Source organism: Paraburkholderia sp. NPDC080076 (assembly GCF_050281145.1).
Taxonomy (GTDB): Bacteria; Pseudomonadota; Gammaproteobacteria; order Burkholderiales; family Burkholderiaceae; genus Paraburkholderia.
The window spans coordinates 315,178-342,126 of sequence record NZ_JBNNWQ010000006.1 but is presented as its reverse complement, the minus strand read 5'-3'; the positions used below and the strand labels follow the sequence as shown (position 1 = coordinate 342,126).

At 60.5% G+C, this 26,949-nt stretch carries 21 protein-coding genes and 4 pseudogenes; 14 read left to right on the top strand and 11 right to left on the bottom strand.

Translation table 11 applies throughout. The features are described 5' to 3' along the window. Nucleotides 1-5: 5 nt before the first annotated feature. The 4 genes and pseudogenes from ACQKRQ_RS25400 to ACQKRQ_RS25385 all read right to left on the bottom strand — a co-directional run bounded on the left by ACQKRQ_RS25400 (nt 6) and on the right by ACQKRQ_RS25385 (nt 2,968). On the bottom strand, nt 6-1,517 hold the full coding sequence (locus ACQKRQ_RS25400; RefSeq protein ID WP_408180897.1) for a sensor domain-containing diguanylate cyclase: 1,512 nt from the start codon (nt 1,515-1,517) through the stop codon (nt 6-8). A gap of 426 nt (nt 1,518-1,943) precedes the next feature. Then, nucleotides 1,944-2,083: pseudogene (locus ACQKRQ_RS25395) on the bottom strand (IS21 family transposase); the annotation flags it as partial. 128 nt (nt 2,084-2,211) lie between these two features. Then, nucleotides 2,212-2,676, bottom strand: a complete 465-nt coding sequence (locus tag ACQKRQ_RS25390) for a hypothetical protein (protein WP_427480183.1) — start codon at nt 2,674-2,676, stop codon at nt 2,212-2,214. Between the two features lie 64 nt (nt 2,677-2,740). Further along, nucleotides 2,741-2,968 carry a winged helix-turn-helix domain-containing protein gene (locus ACQKRQ_RS25385; protein ID WP_427480181.1) on the bottom strand — a complete coding sequence of 76 codons (228 nt, stop codon included), beginning with the start codon at nt 2,966-2,968 and terminating at the stop codon, nt 2,741-2,743. Between the two features lie 798 nt (nt 2,969-3,766). Here ACQKRQ_RS25385 and ACQKRQ_RS25380 point away from each other — a divergent pair. The 3 genes from ACQKRQ_RS25380 (at nt 3,767) to ACQKRQ_RS25370 (ending at nt 8,516) form a co-directional block, all read left to right on the top strand. After that, complete coding sequence (locus tag ACQKRQ_RS25380; protein WP_427480180.1) at nt 3,767-6,103, top strand: alkaline phosphatase family protein; 2,337 nt, start codon at nt 3,767-3,769, stop codon at nt 6,101-6,103. Nucleotides 6,104-6,289: 186 nt separating this feature from the next. Then, complete coding sequence (locus tag ACQKRQ_RS25375) at nt 6,290-7,747, top strand: cytochrome-c peroxidase (RefSeq protein WP_427480178.1); 1,458 nt, start codon at nt 6,290-6,292, stop codon at nt 7,745-7,747. Nucleotides 7,748-7,844: 97 nt separating this feature from the next. Next, a complete protein-coding gene (locus ACQKRQ_RS25370) occupies nt 7,845-8,516 on the top strand; it encodes a hypothetical protein (RefSeq protein ID WP_427480176.1) in 672 nt (223 codons plus the stop codon). Nucleotides 8,517-8,558: 42 nt separating this feature from the next. On the opposite strand, the gene ACQKRQ_RS25365 is transcribed toward ACQKRQ_RS25370, so the two are convergent. Beyond that, nucleotides 8,559-9,449, bottom strand: coding sequence for a 2OG-Fe(II) oxygenase (locus ACQKRQ_RS25365; protein ID WP_427480174.1), 891 nt, complete (start codon nt 9,447-9,449; stop codon nt 8,559-8,561). Between the two features lie 1,050 nt (nt 9,450-10,499). On the opposite strand from ACQKRQ_RS25365, the gene ACQKRQ_RS25360 reads away from it, so the two are divergent. The 11 genes and pseudogenes from ACQKRQ_RS25360 (at nt 10,500) to ACQKRQ_RS25310 (ending at nt 23,192) form a co-directional block, all read left to right on the top strand. Further along, nucleotides 10,500-11,327 carry a glycine betaine ABC transporter substrate-binding protein gene (locus ACQKRQ_RS25360; protein WP_408315669.1) on the top strand — a complete coding sequence of 276 codons (828 nt, stop codon included), beginning with the start codon at nt 10,500-10,502 and terminating at the stop codon, nt 11,325-11,327. A gap of 309 nt (nt 11,328-11,636) precedes the next feature. After that, nucleotides 11,637-12,806, top strand: a pseudogene (locus tag ACQKRQ_RS25355) (quaternary amine ABC transporter ATP-binding protein); the annotation flags it as partial. After that, the gene (gene choW / locus ACQKRQ_RS25350; RefSeq protein WP_408290625.1) at nt 12,799-13,701 is read left to right on the top strand and encodes a choline ABC transporter permease subunit; all 903 of its coding nucleotides are present in this window, start codon (nt 12,799-12,801) and stop codon (nt 13,699-13,701) included. The pseudogene ACQKRQ_RS25355 and the gene choW, both read left to right, overlap by 8 nt. Before the next feature lie 82 nt (nt 13,702-13,783). Beyond that, a pseudogene (locus tag ACQKRQ_RS25345) lies at nt 13,784-14,365 on the top strand (AraC family transcriptional regulator); the annotation flags it as partial. Between the two features lie 146 nt (nt 14,366-14,511). Next, the gene (locus ACQKRQ_RS25340) at nt 14,512-14,706 is read left to right on the top strand and encodes a hypothetical protein (RefSeq protein WP_427480172.1); all 195 of its coding nucleotides are present in this window, start codon (nt 14,512-14,514) and stop codon (nt 14,704-14,706) included. Nucleotides 14,707-14,845: 139 nt separating this feature from the next. Next, entirely contained in the window at nt 14,846-15,877 is a 1,032-nt protein-coding gene (locus ACQKRQ_RS25335; protein ID WP_132381025.1) for an acetamidase/formamidase family protein, read from the top strand. A 175-nt stretch (nt 15,878-16,052) separates the two neighbouring features. Continuing rightward, nucleotides 16,053-18,428 carry an acetamidase/formamidase family protein gene (locus ACQKRQ_RS25330; RefSeq protein WP_427480169.1) on the top strand — a complete coding sequence of 792 codons (2,376 nt, stop codon included), beginning with the start codon at nt 16,053-16,055 and terminating at the stop codon, nt 18,426-18,428. A gap of 139 nt (nt 18,429-18,567) precedes the next feature. Further along, a complete protein-coding gene (locus ACQKRQ_RS25325; protein ID WP_427480167.1) occupies nt 18,568-19,470 on the top strand; it encodes a polysaccharide deacetylase family protein in 903 nt (300 codons plus the stop codon). Between the two features lie 71 nt (nt 19,471-19,541). Then, the gene (locus ACQKRQ_RS25320) at nt 19,542-20,399 is read left to right on the top strand and encodes an ABC transporter substrate-binding protein (RefSeq protein ID WP_132381031.1); all 858 of its coding nucleotides are present in this window, start codon (nt 19,542-19,544) and stop codon (nt 20,397-20,399) included. A gap of 59 nt (nt 20,400-20,458) precedes the next feature. Next, nucleotides 20,459-22,162, top strand: a complete 1,704-nt coding sequence (locus ACQKRQ_RS25315; RefSeq protein WP_427480165.1) for an amino acid ABC transporter permease/ATP-binding protein — start codon at nt 20,459-20,461, stop codon at nt 22,160-22,162. 13 nt (nt 22,163-22,175) lie between these two features. After that, nucleotides 22,176-23,192 carry an alpha/beta fold hydrolase gene (locus tag ACQKRQ_RS25310; protein WP_427480301.1) on the top strand — a complete coding sequence of 339 codons (1,017 nt, stop codon included), beginning with the start codon at nt 22,176-22,178 and terminating at the stop codon, nt 23,190-23,192. Nucleotides 23,193-23,378: 186 nt separating this feature from the next. Here ACQKRQ_RS25310 and ACQKRQ_RS25305 read toward each other — a convergent pair. From ACQKRQ_RS25305 to ACQKRQ_RS25280, 6 genes and pseudogenes are all read right to left on the bottom strand, one after another. Continuing rightward, nucleotides 23,379-23,512 (bottom strand): annotated as a pseudogene (locus ACQKRQ_RS25305) (branched-chain amino acid ABC transporter substrate-binding protein); the annotation flags it as partial. Nucleotides 23,513-23,598: 86 nt separating this feature from the next. Beyond that, nucleotides 23,599-24,054 carry a ribonuclease gene (locus tag ACQKRQ_RS25300; protein WP_427480164.1) on the bottom strand — a complete coding sequence of 152 codons (456 nt, stop codon included), beginning with the start codon at nt 24,052-24,054 and terminating at the stop codon, nt 23,599-23,601. Nucleotides 24,055-24,343: 289 nt separating this feature from the next. Next, on the bottom strand, nt 24,344-24,985 hold the full coding sequence (locus tag ACQKRQ_RS25295; protein ID WP_408180883.1) for an NrsF family protein: 642 nt from the start codon (nt 24,983-24,985) through the stop codon (nt 24,344-24,346). Then, nucleotides 24,985-25,530, bottom strand: a complete 546-nt coding sequence (locus tag ACQKRQ_RS25290) for a sigma-70 family RNA polymerase sigma factor (RefSeq protein WP_132381368.1) — start codon at nt 25,528-25,530, stop codon at nt 24,985-24,987. Before ACQKRQ_RS25290 ends, ACQKRQ_RS25295 begins: the two co-directional genes overlap by 1 nt. Before the next feature lie 23 nt (nt 25,531-25,553). Next, nucleotides 25,554-25,961 carry an RNA polymerase sigma factor gene (locus ACQKRQ_RS25285; RefSeq protein ID WP_427480162.1) on the bottom strand — a complete coding sequence of 136 codons (408 nt, stop codon included), beginning with the start codon at nt 25,959-25,961 and terminating at the stop codon, nt 25,554-25,556. A gap of 28 nt (nt 25,962-25,989) precedes the next feature. Beyond that, nucleotides 25,990-26,490 (bottom strand): DoxX family protein, encoded by a 501-nt coding sequence (locus ACQKRQ_RS25280; protein WP_408180882.1) that lies wholly within the window; start codon nt 26,488-26,490, stop codon nt 25,990-25,992. Nucleotides 26,491-26,949: the final 459 nt, after the last annotated feature.

The following is a 26,949-nucleotide window of genomic DNA, read 5'->3' as shown; positions in this document are numbered from 1 at the left end:
CGCTGCTATGCCTCGCAGACCCGATTACGGCCGGTTGACTTTGCTTCGTATAGGGCCGAGTCAGCCATCTTCACCAGAATCGCGCCATCGTGAACCGCTCGCCCTTGCGACGTCACCACGCCGATGCTCACGGTCACACAGCCATACCGGCTCTGGGCGTGTTCAATGTTGAGATCAAATACGGCTTGCCGAATGGTCTCTGCGACATTCGCGGCACCGGTCGCGTCGGTATCTGGAAGGGTCACCACAAACTCTTCGCCGCCATACCGCGCCACCTGGTCGGCCGGTCGGCGAACGCACAGAGCCACGCATTGAGCAACGGCTCTTAGTACCTCATCGCCCGCCTGATGACCATAGTAGTCGTTGTACGCCTTGAACTGATCGATGTCGACGAACAGCAGCGAGAGCGGACGGCCCGAGCGATTGGCCTGTTGCCATTCCTTCTGCAACGTTTCGTCAAAGGTGCCCCGGTTGCTCAATCCCGTAAGCGCGTCCGTACGCGCCAGATGCTGTAGTTTCGACTCCGCAAGCTGTCGCCGCCGTAGTTCACGCGACAACAGCAACGATCCTGCCCCAAGGATCACACCGAACACCGCCATCACGATCTCAAGTCGCCTGGCCCGGCGTTGCCATTCCGCGTAAATGTCGTTCTCCGCGGGCGCCACGTCGACGATGATCGGAAGCCCGGGTAGGTGCTTGTACACGTAGAGCCTGCGGATCCCATCGATTGAGGCAGTGCCAGCGAACGCACCTTCGTTTGTCGACATCGCCTGAATAAACACGGGGGCGTTTCGGATGTCTCGCCCGACCACCTTCGGATCGTAGGGCAATCGGGTGATCATGGTTCCGTTCGTCTCGATCACTGCCGCTGTGCCGCGCTCCCCCACGGACAGGCCGTCCAATAGAGCGCGGAAATAGTCGATGCTCAGCGTCCCAACCACGACACCGCCGAAAGAGCCGTCCGTGCGTGTAATCCGGCGACTCAGGGCAATCGTGAGCGCGCCGTCGCGCAGCCGTGACGCGTAGGGTTTGCTGATGTAGAGGCCGGTGTTGCCGCTGTCGCGGTGAAAGCTGAAATAGTCACGGTCAGCGAAATTCCCGACCCGCGCCGGTATGAATCGGGAGTCCAGGACGATGTCGCCGCGCTCACTCATCACGAATATGGAGCCGAGGTACTTACCCGAAGCGGCGCGGTCGAACAACACCCCGCTTCGGATCCTCGGGGGGAGTGCCATCACCTGCGGATCCGCCACCCCGTCCGCTACCGCTTGCAGCGAAAGATCGTAGAGCTCGATGTTGCGAGCAATGTCCCGCTCGATGACCAGCATCAGGTTTCGTGCATTTTCCTCGGCGTGGTTGTAGGCATCGTTGCGTGACTCGAAAAGCACCCACGCGCAAAGGCTGCACGTGAACAGCGTCAGCAAAACACCACAAACGATCACACCAGATGGCGACAACACCCGCGAGGCGGCTGACGAAACGGATCGGCGCACAGAAAGCGATAGTGACGAACGCATGGAGCCTCATGAGACGAATTCATCCGCACGGTCTGAACAAACGTTGCCGCGCGCACGGGGCGGCAGACGTGCCTTCTGATAGCAAGCCAACGTCATTTCTCGCGGCGCACGAGACCCCAAAACGACTCCGATTATCGCCGCACAGGATCTGACAAAATCATTACTTGAGTAATTTACTGGAACGCCAAGAGGCCGCCTTTTCAAATACCCGAGGCGACACTTGCCCAGCCACCGCAGACGAGATGGTATCTGCGGACAATCATTTGGACGCCGTGGGATGATAAATCGTATTCGACCGGTGGCAAGGGATGTCAACGTAGTTGAGGACCGTTTCACCGTTTTCCTGATGGACAGCGGCAAGTTGAAAATCCCCTTCCAACGATTAACCAGACTGCTCGCCGCATCGCGAGAGCAAAAGGCAAGCGGTTCGTGTGAACGCCGACGTCCCGGCAGCAGCGACGTTCGTCGACGCCCTTCGAGTACAGGATGAACGGCCAGCAGCTCCCCCGTCCTCGTAAATGCGGATCTCGTGAGCCAAGCTGTGCATGTCGCACCGTGCGCCGCGGTGCCCGTTGCCAAGCTGAATGACTATGGCTCTCACCTGACGCAAACGTCACTTCCAGAATCCGTCTGTCAGAAGCGGCCGGTGTGACGTGATCGGATCGGCGTTCTCGCTAGATTAGACGTCAAAGAGTCAAACACGCACCGAACCGGGGCCGCGCCTTGCCGCAGCCGCGGCCAGAATTTCGCGGATTGAAGCGAGTGACCGCTCGGCAGTCGCAGTCGATATGTGCGGGCGCGACTCGCCGAATATTGGCGGCGTCAGGCCTAGGCATCGGCAGACACGAGACACATAGGGCTTTGTCGGCCCGCCGCACCGCTCAGCGGCCGCGCCAAGGGCGGCCTCGCCGACCTGCTCCCGCAGCCAGGCGAGCGTTCGGCGATCCTTGTCGTTAAGAATACGAATCAGATGTTCCATATTGCCGACCCTGTATATATAACCAGTACTGTTAATATATACAGTATTGCTGCTGCGTTCAAGGTGAAAGTAGCGGTTCCACCGCGACCGCCGCCGATACACACTGCACCGGCGAACGGCACAACCGATCACCACCGCCGGAAAGCGATGGCCGTCATAGAGTGATTTCGTATTTTTCATCGCCGATTTACGCGGCCACCGCAGCAACGTGACAAGGCCCCTACGATGATTGACCGGCGTTCGACTAGTGAGAAGGAGAACTCGACAAACGATAGCCTCGACTCCGAACCGTTTCGATCATTGTGTCCCATGGTCGAAACGCGTCGCGGAGGAACTTGATATGGACATCGACCGTGCGCTCACTGGCATGGGGTTGTGCCATCCAGACCTCCTGGACAAATGCGTCATGGGAAAGTACCTCTCCTGGATGCGTCAAATAAAGCCGTAGGAGCCTGAATCCTGTCAGCGACATCGTGACAGCAACTTCTCAGTCCTCCCGCCGTACGAATACTCGATGTGACGTGAGCGACACGGTGATCCTAGGGACGCTCAAAAAAAATATCCTGAGAGTTCACGTTTGGTTGTGGGCGCAACATAACCTGTACATGAGTAAACAATTCTCTTGTTGAAAAGGGCTTGACGAGATAGAAGTCCGCCCCGGCATCAACAGAGACAGTCTCGTCATGTCAGGCAACGTCCAGCCAAGAATCACAGCCGCCGGCAACCGCTCATCAATTAACTCCTTCGCCTTCTTCCCCGTGCATGCAACCACAGGTCGATGCCCCGCTTCCTGTACATGTAGCCATAGCAGTTCGGCTATCGAGGGGCCATCTTCAACAATCAGAATTTCAGACATGTGCTGGCCGAGGATCAGCGCGAGAGGTGGATTCGGAGCTAAAAAATCTGCCAGAGTTTATCCGAGAGAGGCGTGATAATAACCGCTGCCTTCCAGTTAATTGCGAACTGCAACTTTTTTTTCGACATCTGCTGGACACATTTATCGGAGAGCCAATTTTGTCGGCTTTCTGAAGACATGTTTGGTAGGTCCTGTTGACGCGCCATCGCGAATTGCAAGCCAATATTCAGGTTTCTGCCGCTAAAGTTTCACTCTGGGGTGTTCCAATTCGCCCTGCTTTAAAGGCAGTCGTGGCAGTTGCACTTCTAATAACATCCCAGGCAAGCTCCGCACGTAGTTGCAAGTGAACGCGCTGCACCGCGCAATCGGAGTTTGCTCTGAAGGGCGTATACAACCAACAGGGGCTCCCCCACAATGTCGGTCAATTCAACAAGTCGCACCACCACTCTTCTTCTAACTTCGATCGCGGCAGCCTGCGTGCTGACCGCTTGCGGAGGTAATGACAACTCTACACCGGCGGCCAGCAACGCCCCCACGCAGACATTCGCCGGCGCCGTCGCCGCCGCCGGCTTCGTGCCGGGCAGCACGACTGGCGATCCAATCCTCAAGGCAGGCTACTACGCTGGCGCGACCGTGTGCGTCGACGCGAACGGCAACGGCAAGTGCGACGGGGCTGAAACCATCGCGACAACCGACAGCACGGGCCATTTCACGCTGAAGACCAGTGGCACCGGCCAACTGATAGCCGACGTGAGCACCAAGGCCACCAACACGGCGACCGGCGCAGCCGCCCCGAGCCACATGATCCTGCGCGCCTCGGCGGCACAGGTCGCCGACCAGGGCGCGACGAACGTCGTGATCAGCCCGATGTCGAGCGAAGTTCAGCGTCTGGTTGAAGCGAACGGCACGACCTACGCCACCGAGAAGGCCAACCTCGCGACGCGCCTGAGCGGTCCGGGTGTGGCCGCTTCGGCAGCGACTGTCGCGGCCGCCGACGTGCTCGGCGACGTGAACAAGCTGTCGGGCGCCGAGCAGTCGGCGATCCTGTTTGAAGACAATGCACTGACGAACCGCTATACGTACGCAACGACCAAGCTCGATCGCGGCGACATGTACCCGGATAACCTCGCGGTTGCGGGCGGCGATCCGTCGCTCGTCGGCAAGGCGGGTGTGAGCTCGACGACGGCCGTTGTGCCGACACAGACGCAGACGCCGATCACGTTCGCGCAGTCGCAGCAGGCTGCGTTCAACGTCGAAGGCATTCCGCGCTATGACGCGGTCTTCATTGTCATGCTCGAGAACCGCTCGATCGGAACCACGACGGGCGGCACGATCGGTATCGAGGGCTCGGGCGACGCGCCGTACATCGCCGGCAACCTCGACTTCACGAGCGGCAAGTGGAACCAGGCTACGACCTATTACTCGACGGGCAACCCGTCGGAACCGAACTACACCGCGCTCGGCGGTGCGGACGACTGGGGTATCACCGACGACAACTGGTGGGGCTGCGGCGTAGACGCTTCCGCACTGAAGGACGTCGCGTTCCCGGGCGGCAAGGCATCGGACGGTCAGCCGCTGGTGGCGACGTCGGCTGTTCCGGCCAACTCGAACGGTGACCTGTCCGGCTTTGGCACTTGTCCGACGGGGACGACCGCTGCGCACAACATTGTCCAGCCGAACCTGTTCACGCAGTTGTCGAACGCCGGCCTCGCGTGGCGCACGTATAGCGAGTCGATGAACCCGGGCCAGGATCCGCGTACCGACAGCATCGCCGACCCGGCCGTCGTGGCCGGCTACAACGGCATCGCGGGCACCGTCACCGCCGGCCTGACCAGCCCGGCTCTGAACATGCCGTCAGCGCTGTACAAGACGAAGCATCACCCGGGCATGGCCTACCAGACCGCGCGTTCGCTGCCGGAATTCTTCGCTAGCAACCGTACGATCTTCGGTACGCAGTACGCTTCGGCGCTCCAGAACACTTCGGTGTACCCGGTCCCGTCAGGCTACAACTTCGACCAGTTCGATACGGACCTGCAGAACGGCGACGTTGGCGCGGTCAACTTCGTGGTTCCGGACCAGTGCGACGACATGCACGGCACGGGTAACGACCCGACCTGTAAGGGCGACAACCTCGTGAAGCGTGGCGACGCATACGTCCAGCAGGTGGTGACCAAGATCCAGGCTTCACCGATCTGGAACAATCCGAAACGTCATGTCGCGATCGTCGTGATGTTCGACGAAGGCGAAGGTAGCTCGACGTCGTGCTGCGGCTGGAACCCGAGTCAAACGTCGGCCGCTGAACCGCTCACGTTCACGAACGGCAAGTACACGCCGACGACGACGACGCAGTACAACAAGGGCAACCACGGTCACGGCAACTCGATCTTCGGCGTAGTCACGAACCATGGCGCGCAGGGCATCCAGGATAGCGACGCGTACAGCCACTTCGCGCTCGTGCGTACGCTTCAGGACATGTTCCAGCTCGCCGATCCGGCACCGGGCCAGGAGTCCACGTACATCGCCCGCTCGAAGTACACCGAGAGCTTCATCACGGCGAACATCCTGAACCTGCCGGAACTTGCGGACAGCGCCGATACGCACTTCGACTCGGTCCGTCCGATGAACCATGCGTACATCACGCCGCAGGGTTATACGCAGAAGCTGAATCCGGCCGACATCATCGGTACGCAGGAAGCTAATCGCCAGCCGGGTCCGGACAAGACCCAGACCAACATCTGGACGATCCAGTAAGTTTCACGGTCACGGGGAAAGGGCCCGCCCTTTCCCCGTCTGAAACCATCGCAGCTGCATGCCGGGTATGCCTCGCGCGTTACCCGGCACTTTTGTTGAACATCTCGCACATTTTCCCGGCCACCTCGCCTCGTGCGACTACGGGGTCGCCCGGAAACTGACTTCCCGGCGAAAACTATACCAACCATGCGTACGCTATCTCTTGCTCTAATCTGCTCCGTTTCCGTGATACTGGCCGCCTGTGGCGGCGGTAGCTCGTCCAGCAGCGACGCGTCAAGCCCATCATCTGGCGCATCGGCGCCTGCCGCCTCGACGCTAAGCCAGAAGGCGCAGCTCGGCCAAACGATCTTCTTCGACAAATCTCTGTCGAGCAACAAGAACATGGCATGCGCGAGTTGTCATAGCCCGGCCTACGCATACGGGCCACCGAACAGCCTGTCGGTACAGCTCGGCTCCGATCCGTCGCTGTCGGGCGTGCGCGCGGTGCCGTCGCTGCGCTACAAAGCGATGACGCCGCCGTACGACGACAACGCGGCGAACCCGGACGGCGTCACGCAGAACGCGCCCGGCGGTGGCTTCATGCTGGATGGTCGCGCCACGACGCTCGCTACGCAGCCGGCGTTTCCGTTGCTGAATCCGATCGAGATGAACAACAGCTCGCCGGATGTCGTCGTGAAGGCCGTACAGAGCGGGCCGTACGCCGCGCGGTTCCAGCAGGTGTACGGTCAGGGCGTGTTCGGCAATACCATGGCCGCGTTCAACGATATCGGCGACGCGCTGCAGCAGTTCCAGATTGAGGAGCCGTCGTTCGAGACGTACACGAGCAAGTTCGACCTGTATATCGGCAACAAGCTCGGTGGCACGCTGACGGCCGCCGAGACGCGCGGTCTCAAACTATTCAATGACACTACGAACGGCGCGGGCTGCGCGGCCTGCCACTACGTGGGCGCCAACTTCCAGGGCTCGGTTGGTTTGATGACCGACTTTACCTACCAGGCGATCGGTGCGCCGCGCAACGACGCGTCGATCCCGAACAACACAGATCCGATTCCGGCCAACGCGAATGCGTCATTCGTCGACATGGGTCTGTGCGGACCGTATGCGACGATCCACATTCCGGGCTCCGCGACGAGCGGCGCCGGTCCGGATTCGTTCACCGGCGTCAATGTCCCCGACCCGTATTGCGGCCGCTTCAAGGTGCCGACGCTGCGCAACGTCGCGACGCGGTCCGTGTTCTTCCATAACGGCGTGTTCCACTCGCTCGTGCAGGTGATCAATTTCTACAACACGCGCGACACCAACCCTGAATACTGGTATCCAAGCAATGGCGGCGATTCCAGCCACCAGGTGCAGAACCCGTCCTTCGCGCTGTTCCCGACCGCCGCGTCGGGTGCGACGGCCCAATCCTTCAACGATCTGCCCGCGGCCTATCAGGGCAATATCGACGAAGAACTGCCAATGGGACAAGGCCAGACTGACGCAGGTGGCACGACGGCGGCCGACGGTGCAAAGCCGCGCCCGATTCATTCGACGCCGCAGTTGACGCAGCAGGACATCGCCGACCTGGTGTGCTTCCTGAACACGCTCACCGATGGCTATCAACCGCCCGCCACGCCGCCCACCAGCGGCTCCTGCGTAAATTGACAAAATCGATGATCCTCGCTCGCGGCCTGCCCTTCCAGGCAGGCCGCGTGCTCTGTCTTATCCGTACCTTAGCAACCTAACCTGAGCAACAAACACCATGACGCGACGTTCCATCGCCGCCCGCCTTGCTTGCGGTGCACTTGCCCTGAGCGCCCTGACCCTGATCGCTGGCTGCCACGACAAGAGCCAAGACGTTAGCCGCGAGAATTTCACGGCTACCATCAACGACTTTCTGGCCCAGCGCGGCCACTTGTGCCTCGCCAAATACGACTGGCCGATCTACGTGACGACGGACGATGTCGCCTCCGGTACCCGCGACGCGGTACAGATGCCGGTGCTCGAGAAACTCGGTATCGTGGCGGGCAAGGATATGGTGGTCGAACGCACTGACCCGAGCGGCAAGAAGATCACCGCGAACGCTCGCCAGTACCAGTTGACAGCCGAAGGGCAGAAATACTATCTGCACATTCCGGAAGTCGTCGCGACCGCCACTTCGCGCGTCACGCACCCAGCTGATTTCTGTGCAGCCACGCTCACGCTCGACAAGGTGGTGGGATGGGAACGGCCAATGCAAGTGGAAGGTAAGACCGCCACCTCGGTCATCTATACCTACAAGATCGATCCGTCACCGTGGGCCAAAGATGCCGATGCGCAGCGCGTGTTCCCGATGATCAAACGTGTGATCGAGGGCGCGGGCACGATGCAGTTGCGCGAAGGCGTGCATCTGACGTCGAACGGCTGGGTCGCCGACGAAGTCTTCGTGCGCTGAAACGCAGTGGGCGGGGCGCGCGTTTAGCCGCCCCGCAAACCGTTACGCCTGATCACGAGGCACAAAGCGGCGAGTACGGATCCATTTGGTGGCCACCCACTTCTCGCCCGTCCGCAAGGGCGTGCTCGCATGTAGGGAGCTCGGATCGGAGAGCCCGAAACGGTTTCCATATTCGAAATAGAGGGCATGGCCGCGCTGCGGCACTATCGACCATCCAAGCTGCGGGAACACGGTTTCACCGCCGCCTTCCACATCGTTCAGATACATCAGCAGCGTGCCCACGCGCTGCCCGCTACGCGCGATCGACTCCTGATTCGCCGGGTTGCCCGCGATCAGATAGTCGACGTGCGGCGTCGACTCGGCGCCCGCTTCGTAATGCAGCAGTTGCAGGCCTTCGCCGTTCTCGACCGGCAGGCCGGTGAGCTCGGCGATCCGCGCTTCGAGGCGCGCGATCAGGGGCGTTTCGCCCAAGCGAAAGAACATGCCGTGGCTGCTGCGGTGGCCAGCCACGACATGACGGCCGGTCACCGGATCGACCACGGTCGAACGATCCAGCCGCGGCCGCGCGAGCGAGATCAGCTGCTCGCATTCGTTCGCGGTGAGAAAATCCGCGAGCAGTAGCGAGGATGGCCGGTGCATCCGCGACATCACGCGCACCTTGCGCTCACCGAGCCGGATCGTCGCACCGTCCGGCACGCGCAGTGGCTCCACTTCGTAAGTGACTGGCGCACCGCCGATTTCGACCGTCTCGCCTGGCAACGGTGTGCCGTATAAAAAAGCCGAGGAGACCGCATCGACCATTGCCGACGCGAGCTCCGCTGCGTTATTTCGATCGATCAGCTCGCGCACGATCGCCTGTGGCGCGACGCCGCGCGTGAGATTGTGGGCAATCCAGTCGCGCACTTCGACGTGGAAGCTAACTGTTATGGACATCGGAATGGTGAACGATAGGTTGGAAGGGTACTGTCGTGTGCAGTGGAAAACTGCTGCCATGATATCGGTTATATAAACCATCAGTGAATGGATTCGAGTGGGCAGCGGTTCGAGTAAGTTACGGCAACCAATTGAGCCGCTTGCCGCGACGACAGGTTCGCCGTCAGCGCTGCACAGCAGAAGGCAAACAATAAGACGCGATTTGGCGTCACCAGCTGCGAGTCATGTTCTTCATTCGATGCGGCAACAGTTGCTGCTGGACGTGTGAAAGCCATCCATCTCCCGGGCTACGCACGAAGGGGCACGCTGCACCTTCGTGTTGCCAGTTCCGAGCCACGTTGACGGCATCTTTATGCATCGAACTAAAACTTTTTCGGCGCCTTGATGCTGCATTTGTTGAAATGAAAGCATGCAAACGATATACAAGGGCAATGACATGTTACGTTTGCTGATTCCGGTCGTTCAACATGAAGGCGCGTGAAGGCCGCACGCTGTGTGGCCATTCTTTGTCGAGCACGCCGTAACCGGAGAGGATGAGCTGGCGGAAGTCCTCGACTCGCACGCAGAGCAAGGCGGAATGTCCGCTCTCCATTTTCCGGTGCCTTGCGCCAGCAGCAGAAGCGCGCGACGCTGAGTGCGTTGAAACAGACCCGCGCAATCATCGGAACGATGACCCTGTACGCGCTATGGGCCCTCCTCTGGTGACCTTTATCGCAGAGACGACGTCACCAGCATTGTCCGGTTCGCTGTCATCCCCGCGTATCAGGACGGGGAATCGGGAAGTTGATGCTCGCCTTCGTTGAGCATTGAGCGCTCACTCGCGGCTGCACGGAAGTATCGCTCGACACGCCGCAACCCACAGCGCATCTGATCGCGTTTTATCGACACCGGGCATGTCGTATTGCCGGGATTCGCCCGACTCCTTGGACGGCACGATGACAGCGCGATCATGAACAAGTCAGCGGTTTTCTCCTTATGGTTAACAAGCAAAGGAAATCAATGAAGAAGGCTTTCAAAAAACTATTGTTGTGCAGTGTGTTGGGCACAGCAATGGTAACGATGATGAGTACATCCGTCAGTGCGACAGCGGATACCAAACCGCCAATCAAGATTGGCTATGTCGAAGGTTGGGACGACAGCGTCGCAACGTCGAACGTGGCCGCACGCATTATCGAGAAGCGACTGGGATATCCGGTTCAACTCGTGCCTGTGGCAGCAGGCGTCATGTGGCAGGGCGTCGCACGGGGCGATCTTGATGCGACGCTGTCAGCCTGGCTGCCGGCGACACATGGTGCGTACTGGGAGCAATTCAAAGGGAAAGTGACCGACCTCGGCACCAATTTCCCGGATGCAAAGATCGGGTTGGTCGTACCGGCGAGCGTGCCCGAGAATAGCGTTGCCGATCTCGAAGCACACAAAGCGGATTTCAACGATCGTATCGTCGGGATCGACGCAGGTGCGGGCGTGATGAAGAAAGCCGACGACGCCATCAAGGCTTATAACCTCAGCCTGACTTTGATGCCGAGCTCGGGCAGCGCAATGACCGCAGAACTCGCTCGACGGATGAATGGGAGCAAGCCGGTTGTAGTGACAGGCTGGGCGCCCCACTGGATGTTCGCCAAGTGGAAGCTCAAATTTCTGGACGATCCCAAGAAGGTATTTGGCGGCGCCGAGCATGTTGATAACGTGATCAACCCACAGCTCGAGACGAAGGCCGCACCTGTGGTTGCGTTCCTTAAGAAATTCCAGTGGAAACCGGGTGAGATCGATAGCGTCATGCTGGCGACCGAGAATGGCAGCAAGCCTACGGCGGCGGCTGATGCATGGATTGCGGCGCACGCGGAGCGCGTGGATAGCTGGGTTGCTAAGACGCAATGATTTCTTAGTTAGTTTCGTGGCTCCTACCTGATGTCGGTGGCGAGATCCACCTGCTGTCTTCGCGTGTTTCTCGCATTCTCGCTGATAGGGGTAGACGTACGTCTCGTTCAAATCTTGATGGTTTGATTCAAGAGTCCCTGTTGATCAATCGCCTGTGCAGTCACCCACTGCGCCAAAGCCGCCGAACGGCCGAGCTTTGCTGAAAGCCGCTCTGCGCGCGACTATCACCCTGGTTTGCCCGGCGAGTACGAAAAGCCACGGAGGCATCAATGTGCAGGCTGGCGCCTGCACCACAAGGACATGAATTCAATGGATTCCCCAAAGGTTGTGGTCGAAGGTCTCTGCAAGGTTTTTGGAAACAATCCCAACGCGGCGGCTGACATGCTCGCGCACGGCGCCACCAAGGACGAGATATTTGCCAGAACAGGCCAGGTGGTCGGCGTCCACAACGTCTCGTTCGACGTTCAGGAAGGTGAGATCTTCGTGCTGATGGGCTTGTCAGGTTCCGGCAAATCCACGTTGATCCGCCTGATCAACCGGCTCGTCGAGCCGACGGCGGGCAAAGTTATCATCGATGGCCGCGACATTGCCGCAGTGCGCCGCTCCGAACTCATGTCGCTGCGGCGCACTGAGATGAGCATGGTGTTCCAATCGTTCGCGCTGATGCCGCAGCGCACGGTGCTGTCGAATGCCGCCTTCGGTCTCGAAGTGGCCGGCATGGGACGCAAGACGCGTGAAAAGCGTGCACTCGAAGTGCTCGAACAGGTCGGCCTCGCGACGTTCTCGCAGAAGCTGCCGGCCGAACTGTCCGGCGGCATGCAGCAGCGTGTGGGTCTCGCGCGTGCGCTCGCGGTGAACCCGTCGCTGATGATCATGGACGAAGCGTTCTCGGCACTCGATCCGCTCAAGCGCAAGGAAATGCAGAACGTACTGCTGGAACTGCAAAACAATCAGCGCCGCACGATCGTGTTCGTGTCGCACGATCTCGAAGAGGCGCTGCGCATCGGCAACCGGATAGCAATCATGGAAGGCGGCCGTGTCGTGCAGATTGGTACGCCGCAAGACATCATCGCGAACCCCGCCGACGATTACGTGCGTGCCTTCTTCGAAGGCGTCGATACGAGCCGCTATCTGACGGCGGGCGATCTGATGCGGACGAACGGCGTGCCGCTCGTGCGTATTCTCGATCAGTCGAGCGTCGAAGCGTCGTTGAACGGCAGCGCCGAATACGCGTTCGTGCTCGATGCGGAGCGCCGCATTCGCGGCTTCGTGACGCGCGATGCGATCGGGAATGCGTCGCCGTCGCTGCGCAAGGTCGAATGCATTTCGCGTGGCGCGTCGCTCGATCACGTGGTGTCGCGCGTGTGCGCGAACTCGACCGCGCTGCCCGTGGTCGACGATGAAGACCGCTATTGCGGTTCCGTCGATCGGGCGGACGTTCTGAAGGTAATCACGCGCAATCGAGGTGGCCATGTCTGAGATCATTCCACTCGGCCGTTGGGTCGACCAATCGGTTCACTATCTGCTCGATCACGACGCGAGTACCTTCGATTCGATCGGCAAGGCGATCGAGAGTTTTGCCGCATTGATCGAACATGGCCTGCAAGCCGTTCCGATGTGGGCGTTGATGGCGTTCTTCATTGCAATCGGGTTGTGGCGGGTCGGCTGGCGCTTTGCGATCTTCGCGACACTATCGCAATTACTGATCTATGCGACCGGGTTCTGGGATCAGACCGTCATCACGCTGGGTCTGACGTTGTCTTCCACGCTGATCAGCCTCGTGTTCGGCGTGCCGCTCGGCATCTGGACCGCAAAGAACAAGCACGTCGCGATGGTCGTGCGACCGATCCTCGACCTGATGCAGACGATGCCCGCCTTCGTCTACCTGATCCCGGCTGCGATGCTGTTCGGCCTCGGCCGCGTGCCTGGGATTCTGTCGACGGTGATCTTCGCGATGCCGCCCGCCGTGCGTCTGACGAGCCTCGGCATCCGTCACGTGAATCGCGAGATCGTCGAAGCGGGGCAGGCGTTCGGCTGCACGCCGTGGCAATTGCTGTACAAGGTGCAGTTTCCCAACGCGTTGCCGTCGATCATGCAGGGCGTGAACCAGACGATCATGCTGGCGCTGTCGATGGTGATCATTGCGTCGATGGTCGGCGCGGGCGGTCTCGGCAACGATGTGCTTGCCAGTATTCAGCGCCTCGATATCGGGCTGGGCTTCGAAAGCGGCTTATCGGTGGTGCTGCTCGCGATCATGCTGGATCGTATCACCGAGAGCTTCGGCCGCTCCCCGGGCACGGTCAGCGCGCCGCGCTTCGCAGGCCTGCGCAGCGTAATGCGCGTACGAGCGGAGCGGCCTGCCGCACAGAACTGAACAGGTAGAGAGCAGCACGCCGCCGCGAAAACCAGCGATTTCCGCGACCACCAGACCTACCGTAAGCATCTTGGAGAGTGAAGTGACGTCAGCCAGGAATGAATTGCCGTTGCAGAGCCTTGCGCATTTTGGCTTTCTCACGCTGCCCGGCTTTTCGATGATCGCGTTCACGAGCGCGGTCGAAGTGCTGCGCGTGGCGAATCACGTCGACCACGCGCAGCACTATCGATGGTCGATCCTTACACCCGATGGCGTGCCAGTGAGCGCCAGCAACGGCATCACGCTCAAGCCCGCGTGCACGCTTGAAGAAGCAGGCAGGCCGGACGTGCTGATCGTCTGCGGCGGCACGCAAATCCGCAGCGCGGTGGATAGCAGCGTCAGGGAGCTGCTCGGCGATCTCGCGCGGCAGGGTGTACCACTCGGTGGCATGTGCACCGGCGCGTATGCGCTGATGTCGGCGGGCTTGCTCGACGGCTACCGCTGCACTGTGGATTGGGAAGACCTGCACGTGTTGCGCAAGGAGTTTCCGCGAGTCCATTTTGCAGACGAACTGTTCGTGGTCGACCGCGATCGCCTGACGTGCGTCGGCGGTACCGCGCCGCTTGATCTGATGCTCAAACTCGTCGGCAGCCGGCTTGGGCAGAACGTCGCCGAACAGGTATCGCTCGAGTTGCAATCGCTCGGGTCGGCACCCCGGCCGCAGAGCCGGATATCGTGCGGCGGATGATGGACGAGACCGCTCCCCGGGGGTACACAGTCGCGCCCCACATTCAGTCTCTCTTCCATTGGCAGTGACCCGAAGAACGCACCATGCCCCAAATCGGCGGAACAAATGTTTCCGCGGACGCGACCCGCTCCGGCCGATTGTCTCTCCTCGAATTGAGCGGTGGCCGCATTCACTCGGTCAAACCCGACGGATCCGACGTCAAGACGATCGTCGCGGATTGCCGCCTCCCCGACGGCATCGTCGTGGACTTGGATGCCGACCTTACAAGACCCTCGTAAGCGCGGTGGTGCCGGAACGAGCTTCGCCCACGCACAAGCTTTTGTACGCAGTCACCCAAGTGTATCTATTCTGTCGCTCGTACGATCTGTCATCGGTCGCGTTGCACCGATCGCACACTCTTACGGAGCTTCAGAAAGCATGCTTCATGACCTGCCAGCTATCCAGAAAAATGTTCACTGGGGATATTTTGACGCGGCGCTAGCGCCCGCGCTGATCGTCGAGAGCGGCGACTTCGTTCGCGCCGAAGCGATCACGCATCATGCAGGCGACGCCCCCGACCTCATGATGGATGACAAGGTGCGCGCGCTCTACGACACGATTCCCGAATCCGATCGCCAACCCGGCGTGCATCTGATGACGGGACCGATCTTCGTGAAGGACGCAAAGCCCGGCGACCTGCTTGAGGTACGTTATCTGCAGATGATTCCGCGCTTCAACTACGGCTCGAATCTCGCGGCGCACTGGGGTCATCTGTTCACCGACTTCGAGAAAGAACGCGTCACTATCTACGAACTCGATCAGGCATCGAACACCGCTCACGCGCTGTATGGGTATGACTATCCCGGCAAATATCTCGTGCCGGGCAAGCGCTCGGAGATTCGCGACTGCTGCCGCGAACCCGCGCTCGAAGGCATTCGCGTGCCGGTGCGCCCTCATCTGGGCACGGCGGGCGTCGCGCCCGATGTGGCGGGCCGCGTAAGCACCGTGCCGCCGGGCGCACATGGCGGCAATATCGATAACTGGCGCATCGGCGCGGGCTCCACCATGTACTACCCGGTCGCCGTGGACGGCGGGTTGTTCTCGATCGGGGACCCGCATGTATCGCAAGGAGATGGCGAAATCAGCGGCACCGCGATCGAGGCGTCGCTCAATGTAATGTTCCAGATCGTGCTGCGGCGCGACTTCAGATTTCCTTCGCCGCTGCTGGAAACGCCCGAATACTGGATCGTCCACGGCTTTGATGAAGACCTCGACATCGCGACCAAAAACGCTTCACGCGATATGTTGTTGCTGCTCACCGAGCAGCAAGGCCTGTCCCGCGACGACGCGTATTCGCTAATGAGCGTCGCCGCGGATTTCTCCGTGACCCAGGTCGTCGATGGCCGTCAGGGCATTCATTGCAAGATCCCCCGCAGCATTTTTCCTCCGAAGAAAAAGCCTCGCGCGTGAGTTGTGCGCGTGCGCTACGACGGTGCGTCCGCGCACAGTTGTAGCGCAGCGCGGTAGCAGTGCGTCCACGCACCGTCTTAGCGCAGCGCCACAGCGCTAACGGCGTTGTTATCGATGGCACGGACATTGCCTTTGAATCACTCGACTGACGTTCGTCAGGGTCCGGGAGCCTGGGTTGGACTTACTGCGTTTCACCACCGAGTCGTACGCCGAAGTAGATCGCCTGCGAGCATGGAACGAGGCGCTCGACAGGCTTGGTCTGCGCTGCGGCGCGCCTCAGGCAGCCGCGCGCCACTTGCATGGAACCATCAAGTCGCGCAAGTCGAGCAACGGCTTTGAACTGATCGCGCTGGCCGCGTTCGCGCAAACTATCGAGCTCAAAGTCGACGGCACCGACAGTCTCGTGATCGTGCTGCATCTCGACGGCGGCGTAACGCTCGTCGCCGACGGTGTGCGCGCGCGAGTTGCGACCGGTGATATTGTTTATGCGTCGTCGCGCGAGGAAGCGGGCCTGTCGTTCACCTCCGACTTCCGTGCGTTCGTGATCCGCGTGCCCCGCGCCGCCATCAACGCACGCCTTCTTACACCGTTCTCACTGCGTGCCGGGCGTTTGCCCGGAGACGCCGGTATCGGTCACGTGTTCTCCGGCTTTCTGCGCTCGATTGCTGAAAGCGTGGAGACGTTGTCACTCGACGATCTGCGCCCCCTCGAACTCGCGCTCGCGGAGTTTCTGGTCGCAAGTCTCGTCGGGCACGACAAGGAAGGCAGCTTCAGTGGCCTCACGCCGTCTCAGGCCGCGCTCTTTTCGCGTATATGTCGAACCATCGAAGGCAATCTCGCTGACCCCGATCTCGGGTTGACATCGATAGCGAAGGAAGAGCGCGTGTCGCCGCGCTATTTGCAGAAACTGTTTGAAGCGGTTGGACAGAATTTCTCGACCTACTTGCGCTCCCGCAGACTGGAGCGCTGTCGCGCGGATCTGGTCAATCCCCTGTATGAAAAGCTTTCGATTGCCGATGTCTGCTTCCGCTGGGGTTTCAACGACCCCGCGTATTTCAGCCGTGCGTTTCGCGAGCAATATGGCGCGTCGCCACGCACTTTCCGGCATGAAGCGGGTCTTGAATTAGCGCGCCTTCTCGTGCGGCGAATCTCGCGCGGCTTGCCCGTCAACGCCGGGAGTCTGATCGTGCAGGCACAGCTCGCCGAGCAGGGTGCGGTTCATGAAGTTGCGGACGAGACCGGCTCCGCCGAGCAGCCTGAAGCGCCTTCGGCACCCCTGTCCCGCGAGTCCGGCAAGCCGCGTCATCATCTGTTGCGCGCGACGGCCAACACAATTCACTGGGGTTACTTCAGTCACGATCTGAAGCCCGTGCTCGAGCTGAACAGCGGCGACACGGTGACGATCGAAACACTCACGCAACACGCGGCGGATGATTGGGAGCGCATGGTGCAGGGTGATCCAGGCGCTGAAAGCGTGTTCCACTGGACCGCCGGGCACAAGAACGTCAATCGCCGCGGCGCCGGTCCCATGGATGCGTCCATCTATGGACGTGGCGCGGGTGAAGGCTTCGGCGTGCATATCTGTACCGGACCGATTGCCGTGCGCGGCGCGGAACCCGGCGATGTGCTGGAAGTGCGCATTCTCGACATTCACCCGCGCCGTTGCGCCAATCCTAAATTCGCCGGCCGCGCGTTCGGCAGCAATGCCGCTGCGTGGTGGGGCTTCCACTATCGCGAGTTATTGACCGAGCCGAAACCGCGCGAGGTCGTCACCATCTATGAACTTGATGCCGACGCCACCGCAGGCAAAACCGCCTGCGCGCGCGCTGTCTATAACTTCCGCTGGACACCTCAGCGCGACCCCTTTGGCGTGATGCATCCGACAATCGACTATCCCGGCGTGCCAGTCGATCATTCGACGGTGGTCGAGAATCACGACATCCTGAAGAACGTCCAGATTCCGGTACGTCCACACTTCGGCGTGATCACGGTCGCGCCGCAGCAGGATGGTCTGATCGATTCGATCCCGCCCTCCACCTTCGGCGGAAATCTCGACAACTGGCGCGTGACGCGTGGAGCGAGCGTGTTCTTGCCAGTCGGGGTGCCGGGCGCTCTGCTCTCCGTCGGCGACCCGCATGCATCGCAAGGAGATTCAGAACTGTGCGGCACCGCGATCGAATGTTCGCTCACCGGCGACTTCCAACTGGTGCTCCACAAGAAAGAGACGCTCGGCAGGCAGGTGTTTGCGGACCTCACCTATCCGCTAGTCGAAACCGCCGACGAATGGGTTCTTCACGGCTTCAGCTATCCGAACTATCTGGCCGAGTTCGGCACGAGCGCGCAAAGCGCTGTGTACGAAAAATCCACGCTCGATCTCGCGATGCGCGACGCGTTCATCAAAACCCGGCGCTTCCTGATGACGACCAAGGGTCTTTCCGAAGATGAGGCGATCTCTCTGATCTCGGTCGCAGTCGACTTCGGCGTGACGCAGGTGGTAGACGGCAATTGGGGCGTGCACGCGATCATCCGGAAGTCGCTCTTCACCGCGTGAAGTAGCGAGTAGCGACCTCCGATACGCGTGCGTACAAGAGTTTGTTCGCAGCAAGCTCGATGCCGCGATTTTGGCTTCCCTACCATGGGTTCTGACTTGAACACAGGCGCACGCGCCGTTCGACAGGACTCACTGGACCATGGATTCTCCCGCACATCGCACGCTGCCCGGCCACGGGCGCTTTCAATATTTGCCGATTAAGGGCCGCCCCGTTTATCGTTGGCCCGACGGTTCCCGGTTGGCGGTCTATATCGGCTTCAACATCGAGCACTTTGCGTTCGGTGAAGGACTGGGACCGACCATCGGCCCGGTGATGCCCGAACCCGATGTGCTCAATCACGCGTGGCGTGAGTACGCATTGCGCGTGGGCGCATGGCGCTGTCTCGATCTCTTCGATGAACTCGCACTGCCAACCGCGGCCATCATCAACACGGCGCTCTACGATCACTGCCCCGAACTGGTCGCCGCGTTCGCTCAGCGTGGCGATGAACTCGTCGCGCACGGCCATACGAATTCGGACCGACAAGGAACGCTGACCGAAGACGACGAACGCGCGCTGATCGTGGCATGTCGCGAGCGGATCGCGGCGGAGAGCGCGCAACAGCCGGCCGGCTGGTTATCGCCGTGGCTCTCGGAGAGCCATGTCACCAGCGATCTGGTGGCCGAAGCGGGTTACCAGTACACGCTCAACTGGTGTCACGACGATCAGCCCACGCGCCTGCTTACGCGCAACGGTCACCCGCTGTGGGCGATTCCGTATCCGGAGGAGGTCAACGATATCCCGATGATCCTTGCGCGCCAAATGGACGCGAAATCGTTCGCCGATCTGGTGATCGATCACTTCGAGGAAATGCTGCGGCAATCCGCGCGAGAACCGCTGGTGATGGGCATTGCGCTGCATGCGTACCTGATGGGACAACCGCATCGTTTGTGTCACTTGCGGCGGGCACTCGAACATATTGCCCGCGCGCGCGACGAAGGCCGGGTCTGCATCACCACGCCTGGTTCGATTGCAAACCACATGGACTTTCTCGGGCATTAGATCACTTCATTTTCACTTTGCCATGCCGCCCTCTTCCGCCCATATTTCCTTCAACCTCAATAGGATTCGCCATGTTCATGTCAAAGGCAATCAAGCTGCTGCTGTGCGCACTCACCGGTCTTCTCCTCGCACAAGGCGCCTCAGCGCAATCATGCGAACCGTCCAAGGTGGCTCAGAAATATCCATCGCTTGCGGGCAAGACCATCAAGATCGGCGTGGACCCCGAGTCGCCTCCATATGCGTTTCGTGACAGCAAGGATTTCAACAAGATCATCGGCGCCGATGCAGACATGGCCCGGACCGTGTTCGACTGCGCCGGCGTGAAGACGGAATTTTTCACTGCCGGCTGGCCGGGGCTGCTGCCCGCGCTGCGTGCCGGACAGATCGACGTGATGTGGGACTTGCTGTACTACACGCCGGAACGGGCGAAGGAAACGACCTTCGTTACGTATATGCAGGCCGGCACGGGCGGTCTGGTGGCGGCTGGCAACCCCAAGAAGATCGATGACATCTCCAAGCTCTGCGGCCTCACGGTCACGGCAGGCATTGGCACCGTCGAACTGACGATGGCGCAGGCGCAAGCCGCCAAATGCAAAGCCGAAGGCAAGCCCGACGTGACCATCATGACGTCCGCCGATATCGCGTCGGGCGCACGCCTCGTCGCAAGCCATCGCGCCGATGTCATGATGTACGACCTGGCGCTCGTCGACGGTCTCGCGAAACAGAACCCACAACTCTACATGCGCGGCTTCATGGTGACGAGCGGTATGAAGATCGGCGTGGGCGTGAAGAAAGGCAACGCCGATATGATCGCCGCCGTTTCCGATGGACTCAAGATCATGCAGGCCAATCAGACGCAGAAGAAGACCTTTCAGCGATACGGCGTAGATCCGTCGCTGCAAACGCCGACCACACTGCTTACTCAATAAAGGCTGCCTGCGCGGCACACCGTGTCGTGTGCCGGTAGCGTCATGGATCAGGTTCGGAAATGAAGGCATTGCGTATCAAACACATCGTAGTCGGCGCTCTCGGTATGGTTGCCATGTTCGTATTGCAGCCGGCGATGGCCGCCGGTCTCGATGGCGCTCAGGTGTTCGACGGTTTCAAGGAGCTGGCCGGTTATGTCGGCTCGCCCTTCCTGCTCGGCGGCGCGTGGATCGCGGTGAAGATTACGCTGATAGCCATGTCGATCGGGCTGGTGCTCGGGCTCGGTCTTGCGCTGATGCGGCTGTCACGATTCAAGGCCTTGAACTCAGCGGCGTGGGGTTATATCTGGTTCGTGCGCGGCACACCGCAACTACTGCAACTCGTGTTCATCTTCGACGCGTTGCCGCTGATCGGTTTGCGTTTCGATGAAGTCACGACCGCGGTTATCGGCTTTGCATTGAACGAGGCGGCGTTCAGCGCTGAACTGTTTCGTGCCGGCATCTTGTCAGTGAACCGTTCGCAATCGACCGCCGCCGCCGCACTCGGCATGGGACCGTTGCTGACGTTACGCCGCATTATCCTGCCGCAATCGATGCGCGCGGTGATCCCGGGCCTCGCCAATGACACCATCGGCATGTTGAAGCTAACGTCGATCGCGTCGGTGATCTTCGTCAACGAGCTAACGTTTCGCTCGCAACAGGTCGTCGGCCAGAACTTCAAGTTCTTTACCGTGTTCGGCGCGGCGGCGGTGATTTATCTGGTCCTGACGAGCGGGATCTCCTTGCTTCAGGTGTGGCTCGAAAGCATCTTCGATCACGAGCGCGACCGAAAGGTCACGTTGTCGTGGTTCGGACTGCGCCCTTCGACGCGCAATGTGAAACCGCTCGACGCACCGATTGACTCTCCGGTCGCCGCAAAAGAGCCGGAAGCGAACGATCACGCATGGATCGGGACGCTGCTGCCTGCCGAAAGTCGCACGCCGCGGCATCGCGATGAACCGTTTGTAGCGTGCAGGAACGTCTGGAAATCGTATGGCAAGCGCGAGATATTGCGCGGCGTCGACCTGTCGATCGGGCATGGCGAAGTGGTCGTCATCCTCGGCCCGAGCGGTTCCGGCAAAAGCACACTGCTCAAGCTGATTAACCATCTCGAACCGCTTGACTGGGGAACGATCAAGGTCGATTCGCAGTATGTGGGTTACCGGGAAGTACCGGGGGGCGGCGGCACGGTGCGGCCCCTGCACAACCTCGCACGCGCACGCGCCGAAGCGCGCGTGGGCATGGTGTTCCAGCATTTCAATCTCTTCAGTCATTTGAGTGCGTTGGACAACATCGTCGAAGCACAGCGGCAGGTCTATGACGTGCCGCGTGCCGAAGCGCAAGCGCTCGGCCGGGAGTTGTTGAAGAGCGTGGGCCTCGCCGCGCACGCGGATTTTCTGCCGCATCGGCTATCAGGCGGGCAGCAGCAGCGCGTGGCGATTGCGCGTGCGCTCGCGATCAAGCCCAAGTTGATGCTCTTCGACGAACCGACTTCGGCGCTCGATCCAGAACTTGTCGGTGAAGTGCTTGGCGTGATGCGCGGGCTGGCCGATGCAGGCATGACGATGGTCGTGGTCACGCACGAAATCCGCTTTGCTCGCGATGTCGCCGACCGCGTTGTCTTCATGGACGGCGGCGAAGTTATCGAGCAAGGAACGCCGCAGCAGGTCATCGACAACCCGACTCACGAGCGCACCCAAAAATTCCTTAACGTCGTCGCCAATTGAATATGAGGCTCACATGACAGACTTCGAAACTTTCAATCTCGGCCGCGTCGTGCTGCAGTCCGGTGCGACGCTCCCTGACATGCTGCTCAGCTACAAGACGTATGGCCGGCTGAATGCCGCGCGCGACAACGCGATTGTCTATCCGACGTTTTATAGCGGCAGCCATGTCGACAATGAATGGCTGATCGGCGAGCACATGGGGCTCGATCCGCGGGAGTATTTCATCATCGTGCCGAATATGTTTGGCAACGGCGTATCGAGTTCGCCAAGCAACAATCCCCCCCCTTATGATCGCGGCCGCTTTCCGCATGTGACGCTCTACGACAACGTCGCGATGCAGTATCGCCTCGTGACCGAGAAGTTTGGCATCGAGTCGCTCAGGCTCGTCACCGGCTGGTCGATGGGCGCGATGCAGGCGTTCCACTGGGCTGCGATGTATCCGGAAATGGTCGAACGCATTCTGCCGTTCTGCGGGGCGGCGCGGTGCTCGCGGCACAATTTTGTGTTTATCGAAGGGCTTAAGGCTCCATTGCTGTTGGACCCGGAATTCAAGCACGGTTTCTACGATGCACCGCCGACGCGTGGAATGCGCGCTGCTGCGCGGGTGTTTGCCGGATGGGGATTTTCGCAGGCGTTTCTGCGTCAACGGCTCGACATGGAAGCGATGGGGTATGGCTCTCTCGAGGACTTCATTACGCAGTTCTGGGAAGGCGACTTCCTGAAGAAGGACGCGAACAATATCTTGTCGATGATGTGGAGTTGGCAGTACGGCGATATTTCCGCGAATTCTCTATACAAGGGAGATTTCGATCGAGCGTTGGCCAGTATCACTGCAAAGGCTATCGTGATGCCCGGGCGCACGGATCTGTATTTTCCGCCGGAAGATAGTGAGTATGAGGTTTCGAAGATGCCCAATGCACAGTTGCGGCCTATCGAATCGGTTTGGGGTCATTTTGCGGGCGGCCCCGCAGCCAACGCTGTCGATGTTAAATTCATCGATAGTGCGGTGAAGGAAATTCTGGCTGCGTAGTGTTCGGCTCTTTTGCGCTCGGTTCCGCGTGCGCCAGACTTTTTCCGCACGGTCTGGCGCGAGCTCGGGAGGATCGCCGAGATGTCCGCATGCCTTCGTGTGGAAGTGCGAACAGTGCCGCACGCCTGGATGGCCTCCCGCGTATTTGTACAGCGAAATCACGCCGTGCCGCAGGTCGCCTCTTCAATCGAACTGCGTTTCGCCAAGCACACCGTGGTGGTCGGTTGCCGGCATCGCGGCAAGGATCTTCGTGGAGTCGGTTGATTTGCGCGCGCTTCATCGCCGCGACAAATCACGCCCACGGCGTCGCATGCAAACGGTCGTGCCATCGCAGCACGGTCTTTGAAAACACAACACCCCGGCGTCTCCTTTATGAGAGGCCCGGGGCGTTTTTCATTGGCTCAAGTTATTCTGCAATGCGTTTGAAACTGACGTAGTAATCGTCGGTGTAGTAGCAGTCGCCGGTCTGCTTGCGCGGTCCACCACATACGATGCGGCGCTGCCCACGATCCGCCGAGCCAGGCGTGCGAACTGTGTAGGTGTGGTAGTAGCCACGCGGATGCTGCGGCAGCAATGCCGCGCTGTTGCGGAACAGGACACCGTCCTCGCCAAAAGGGAAAGGGCCGCCCGCTTTGATCAGACGTAGTGTCTCGGCAGCTTCCGCCGACAGCTGCGCTTTAGTGACGGTGGCCAGCGTGCCCGATGCGACGGGTGTGGCGCTCGCGGCCTGCCCAGGCAGAACCGGCGCCTGACTCTCGGATGCGCCCGATGCTTGAGTAGCGTTTTGCGATCCGTCCTTACCGCATCCGCCGAGGATCGCGCTCAAGGCGAGGATGTACGGGAAAGCCCACGCTTGCTTCACGAAGCGGTTGTCTCCGGGTTGACCAGCATTCGACGACCACGAACGATTTAAGGGTATCGCTAACGGCAGAGTGAATCAATGTCCGGCCCGAAATAGCAATTTTTAACTCGACAACCAGGCCGTTACACGGTTCGCGGCGTTCGAGAAGTATGCAAATCAAGCAGATTGCGGCGAGGCTCGTTTTATCGAACAGACGCACAGTCGAGGCGCTTTCAGCCGCGGGCGCCGCCGGCCCACTGCCTTCTGGACGGTCCATTCGCCCCTCGCTACAGTGCTTCGCCCCGTAACTTCACCACCGAAGGAGCGTCGGCCCAAGCAGTGCCCCGGCGGCCGTCGGAATCGACATCCCGATCAGATACCAGGTTGCCCAGAACGGCACACTCATTTCCGGACATCGAAGACTGTAGGCAAGCGCGCCGATCGCGCCTGCAACAAGTCCGGCGGCCGCGCCCGTGAGGCGAAGCCGCGTCGGCGCGAGAGCACGCGCCGCCCACAGCGCGGCCGCGAAGGCCGGTAACGAGATCAGCGCGATGTTGAAAGAGCACGAGCGCCAAGTGCGACCCATTAGTAGGTGCTCACGCGCCTCGGGCGGCGCGAACCAGAGCACCAGTAGTGCGGCAAGCCACACGAGTGCCACCGGCGTCGCGAGTACGGCCCACCAGCCCCCTACAACCCTGCCGGGTCGCCCGAGGCGTACGCAGGCCGCCAACGCTGCAACCGCGAGACATGTGGGCCACACGAGCTTCGCCCAGAACAGCGGAGCATGCAGGAGAAGGGCGATATCATGCCGCACGCCGTAACCGAGAATCACGATCGCAAGCGCACCCATTGCGCCGAACGTGAGCGCTCCACCAAAGCGCTTTGCAGCGACATGTCGTTCGACAGGCGCAACGCCTGTCGCGAGCATCGAAATCAGATCCTCCGTTTTCATCAGGATATCCCTCGAATCTTCATGGCCAAAGCCCTCAGCCCGCGATGCACGCCTACTTTCACAGCCGATTCCGATAAGCCGGTCAGGCGCGACGTTTCCTCGACGGTTAGCCCTTGCAGCTTGACGTGCACGATCGGCAAACGCTGACGGTCCGGTAGCTGGTCGAGCAGCTTGTGCACATCGCGCCTTGCGTCCGCGGGTTCCGTGTCCGATGCGGCGAAGATATCGGCTTCGTCATCAAGCGGTTCCTGGAAAGCCTCGCGACGCGATCGCGCACGCAAATGGTCCGTCAGCTTGTAGCGCGCAATCGCGTTGATCCAGGCGGTCAGCGGTTCGTCCGGGCGCCAGGTATGGCGTCCGTTATGCACGGCCAGCAGGATTTCCTGCACGACGTCTTCGATATCATGAGGCAGATAGTGCAGCCGTTTGCGCAGTAACGCCCGCAGATGTCCGGTCAGGTCCTGCAGAAACGCTCGATACGACGCGGCGTCGCCTTCCAGTGAGCGGACCAGCAAGTTTCTGAGCCGTTCCTCGACTGGACGCATCGGCCCGGCGTGCGTCCCGCGCGTCACGTTGACGTGACTCCGGGCTTCGATTCTGGTCGCACGCGGGCGGTCACGTCACGCAACCGCTCGCGTCCACGTGAGAGCCGCGACATGACCGCTTCAACCGGCATGCCGAGCACCAGCGAGATTTCCGCGTAACTCATGTCGTCAAGACCGGCCATCAGTACCACTTCGCGCTGCTGTTCCCAAAGCGTTTGAAAGACCCAATCGAGGTCTCGCACTTCGAGACACGAAATCTGCTTGCCGCTGTGTGTGATCGTCGTTTGCCATCGGCGCGGATTCGTGCCTCGTCGAAATCGCATCGCGTAGCGCAGACTTCGCTCCGGCGTGCCCTGCACTGGATCGCCGGCGTAGCCACGGTCGCCCACTGGCGCGCGCATAACGGCGAAGATCAGGTACCTGGTCAGCAATGCCGTCCTGGAACTCCATCGCCCTTCCCTATTGCCGCCCGTCGCGACTAAGCCAGCCATCGACGGAGAACGGTCCCGATCCCCCCAACATCAGCGCGGCAAGACACGCAAGATAAAGCAGATCGGTTTCGTAGCCCGGCGGCCCGAACTGCGGACCGGCCGACGTGACGGCCATCAGCTTGATCGACAAGAACCCGTACGGAAGATGCACAGTCAGCGCCGCAACCATCAGCACCGCGATCATTGGCAGACTGACGAGCGACACGAACGCGCCGGCGAAGATCGCGAGACCCCCGATCAGTTCGATTGCAATAGTCGCCCACGCCATGAAGTGTGGTGCCGGCACACCGAGCGCGTGCAAAATCCCGGCAAATGCATCCGGATGCTTGACGATTTTTGAGTAGCCATGCGCCATGAACCCGTAACCGACGATCAGCCGCAATGGCAGGGGTGCCCATCGGGCGAGGCTCCAGCGGTCCGTCAGCCGGGCGGAATCGGTGAAACGAAGCAGGTGGCGGACAGTGTCCATGCGCAAGGTCTCCTGATGAACGTTAGCAAAGAACAACGGGCGATGCAGGTGGGGTATGCATTCGCCCGCTCTCTTTGTAGTTCGTCGAGGATGGATGCGCGGTTACAGTGCGGCTGAATATTTTTTCCTTGGCACGCGCGTGCTCCACTGTTGCCGGTCACTTGCCAGTAACAGCCGGCTCAGACAGGGCATGCCGCTACAGCCGCTGAACTGTGTCGCCAGTTGCTGTTATTCGATCACCCCACGGGCATGCAACCAGCCAATGTGCCGCAAGCCAATGCCAAAAGAGGTCAGGGAGAAACAAAAGACCGCTGTCCCTGAGGGCAGCGCTCTTTCTTAGGATGGGTGACGCATGAGGGACTCGAACTCCGGGTTTGCGGATCTCGTGAGGATAGTCCGTTACGACACACGCTATGCGAGTCGATGCCTCGCTCTGCCGGGGCTTGAACTGCTCACGCC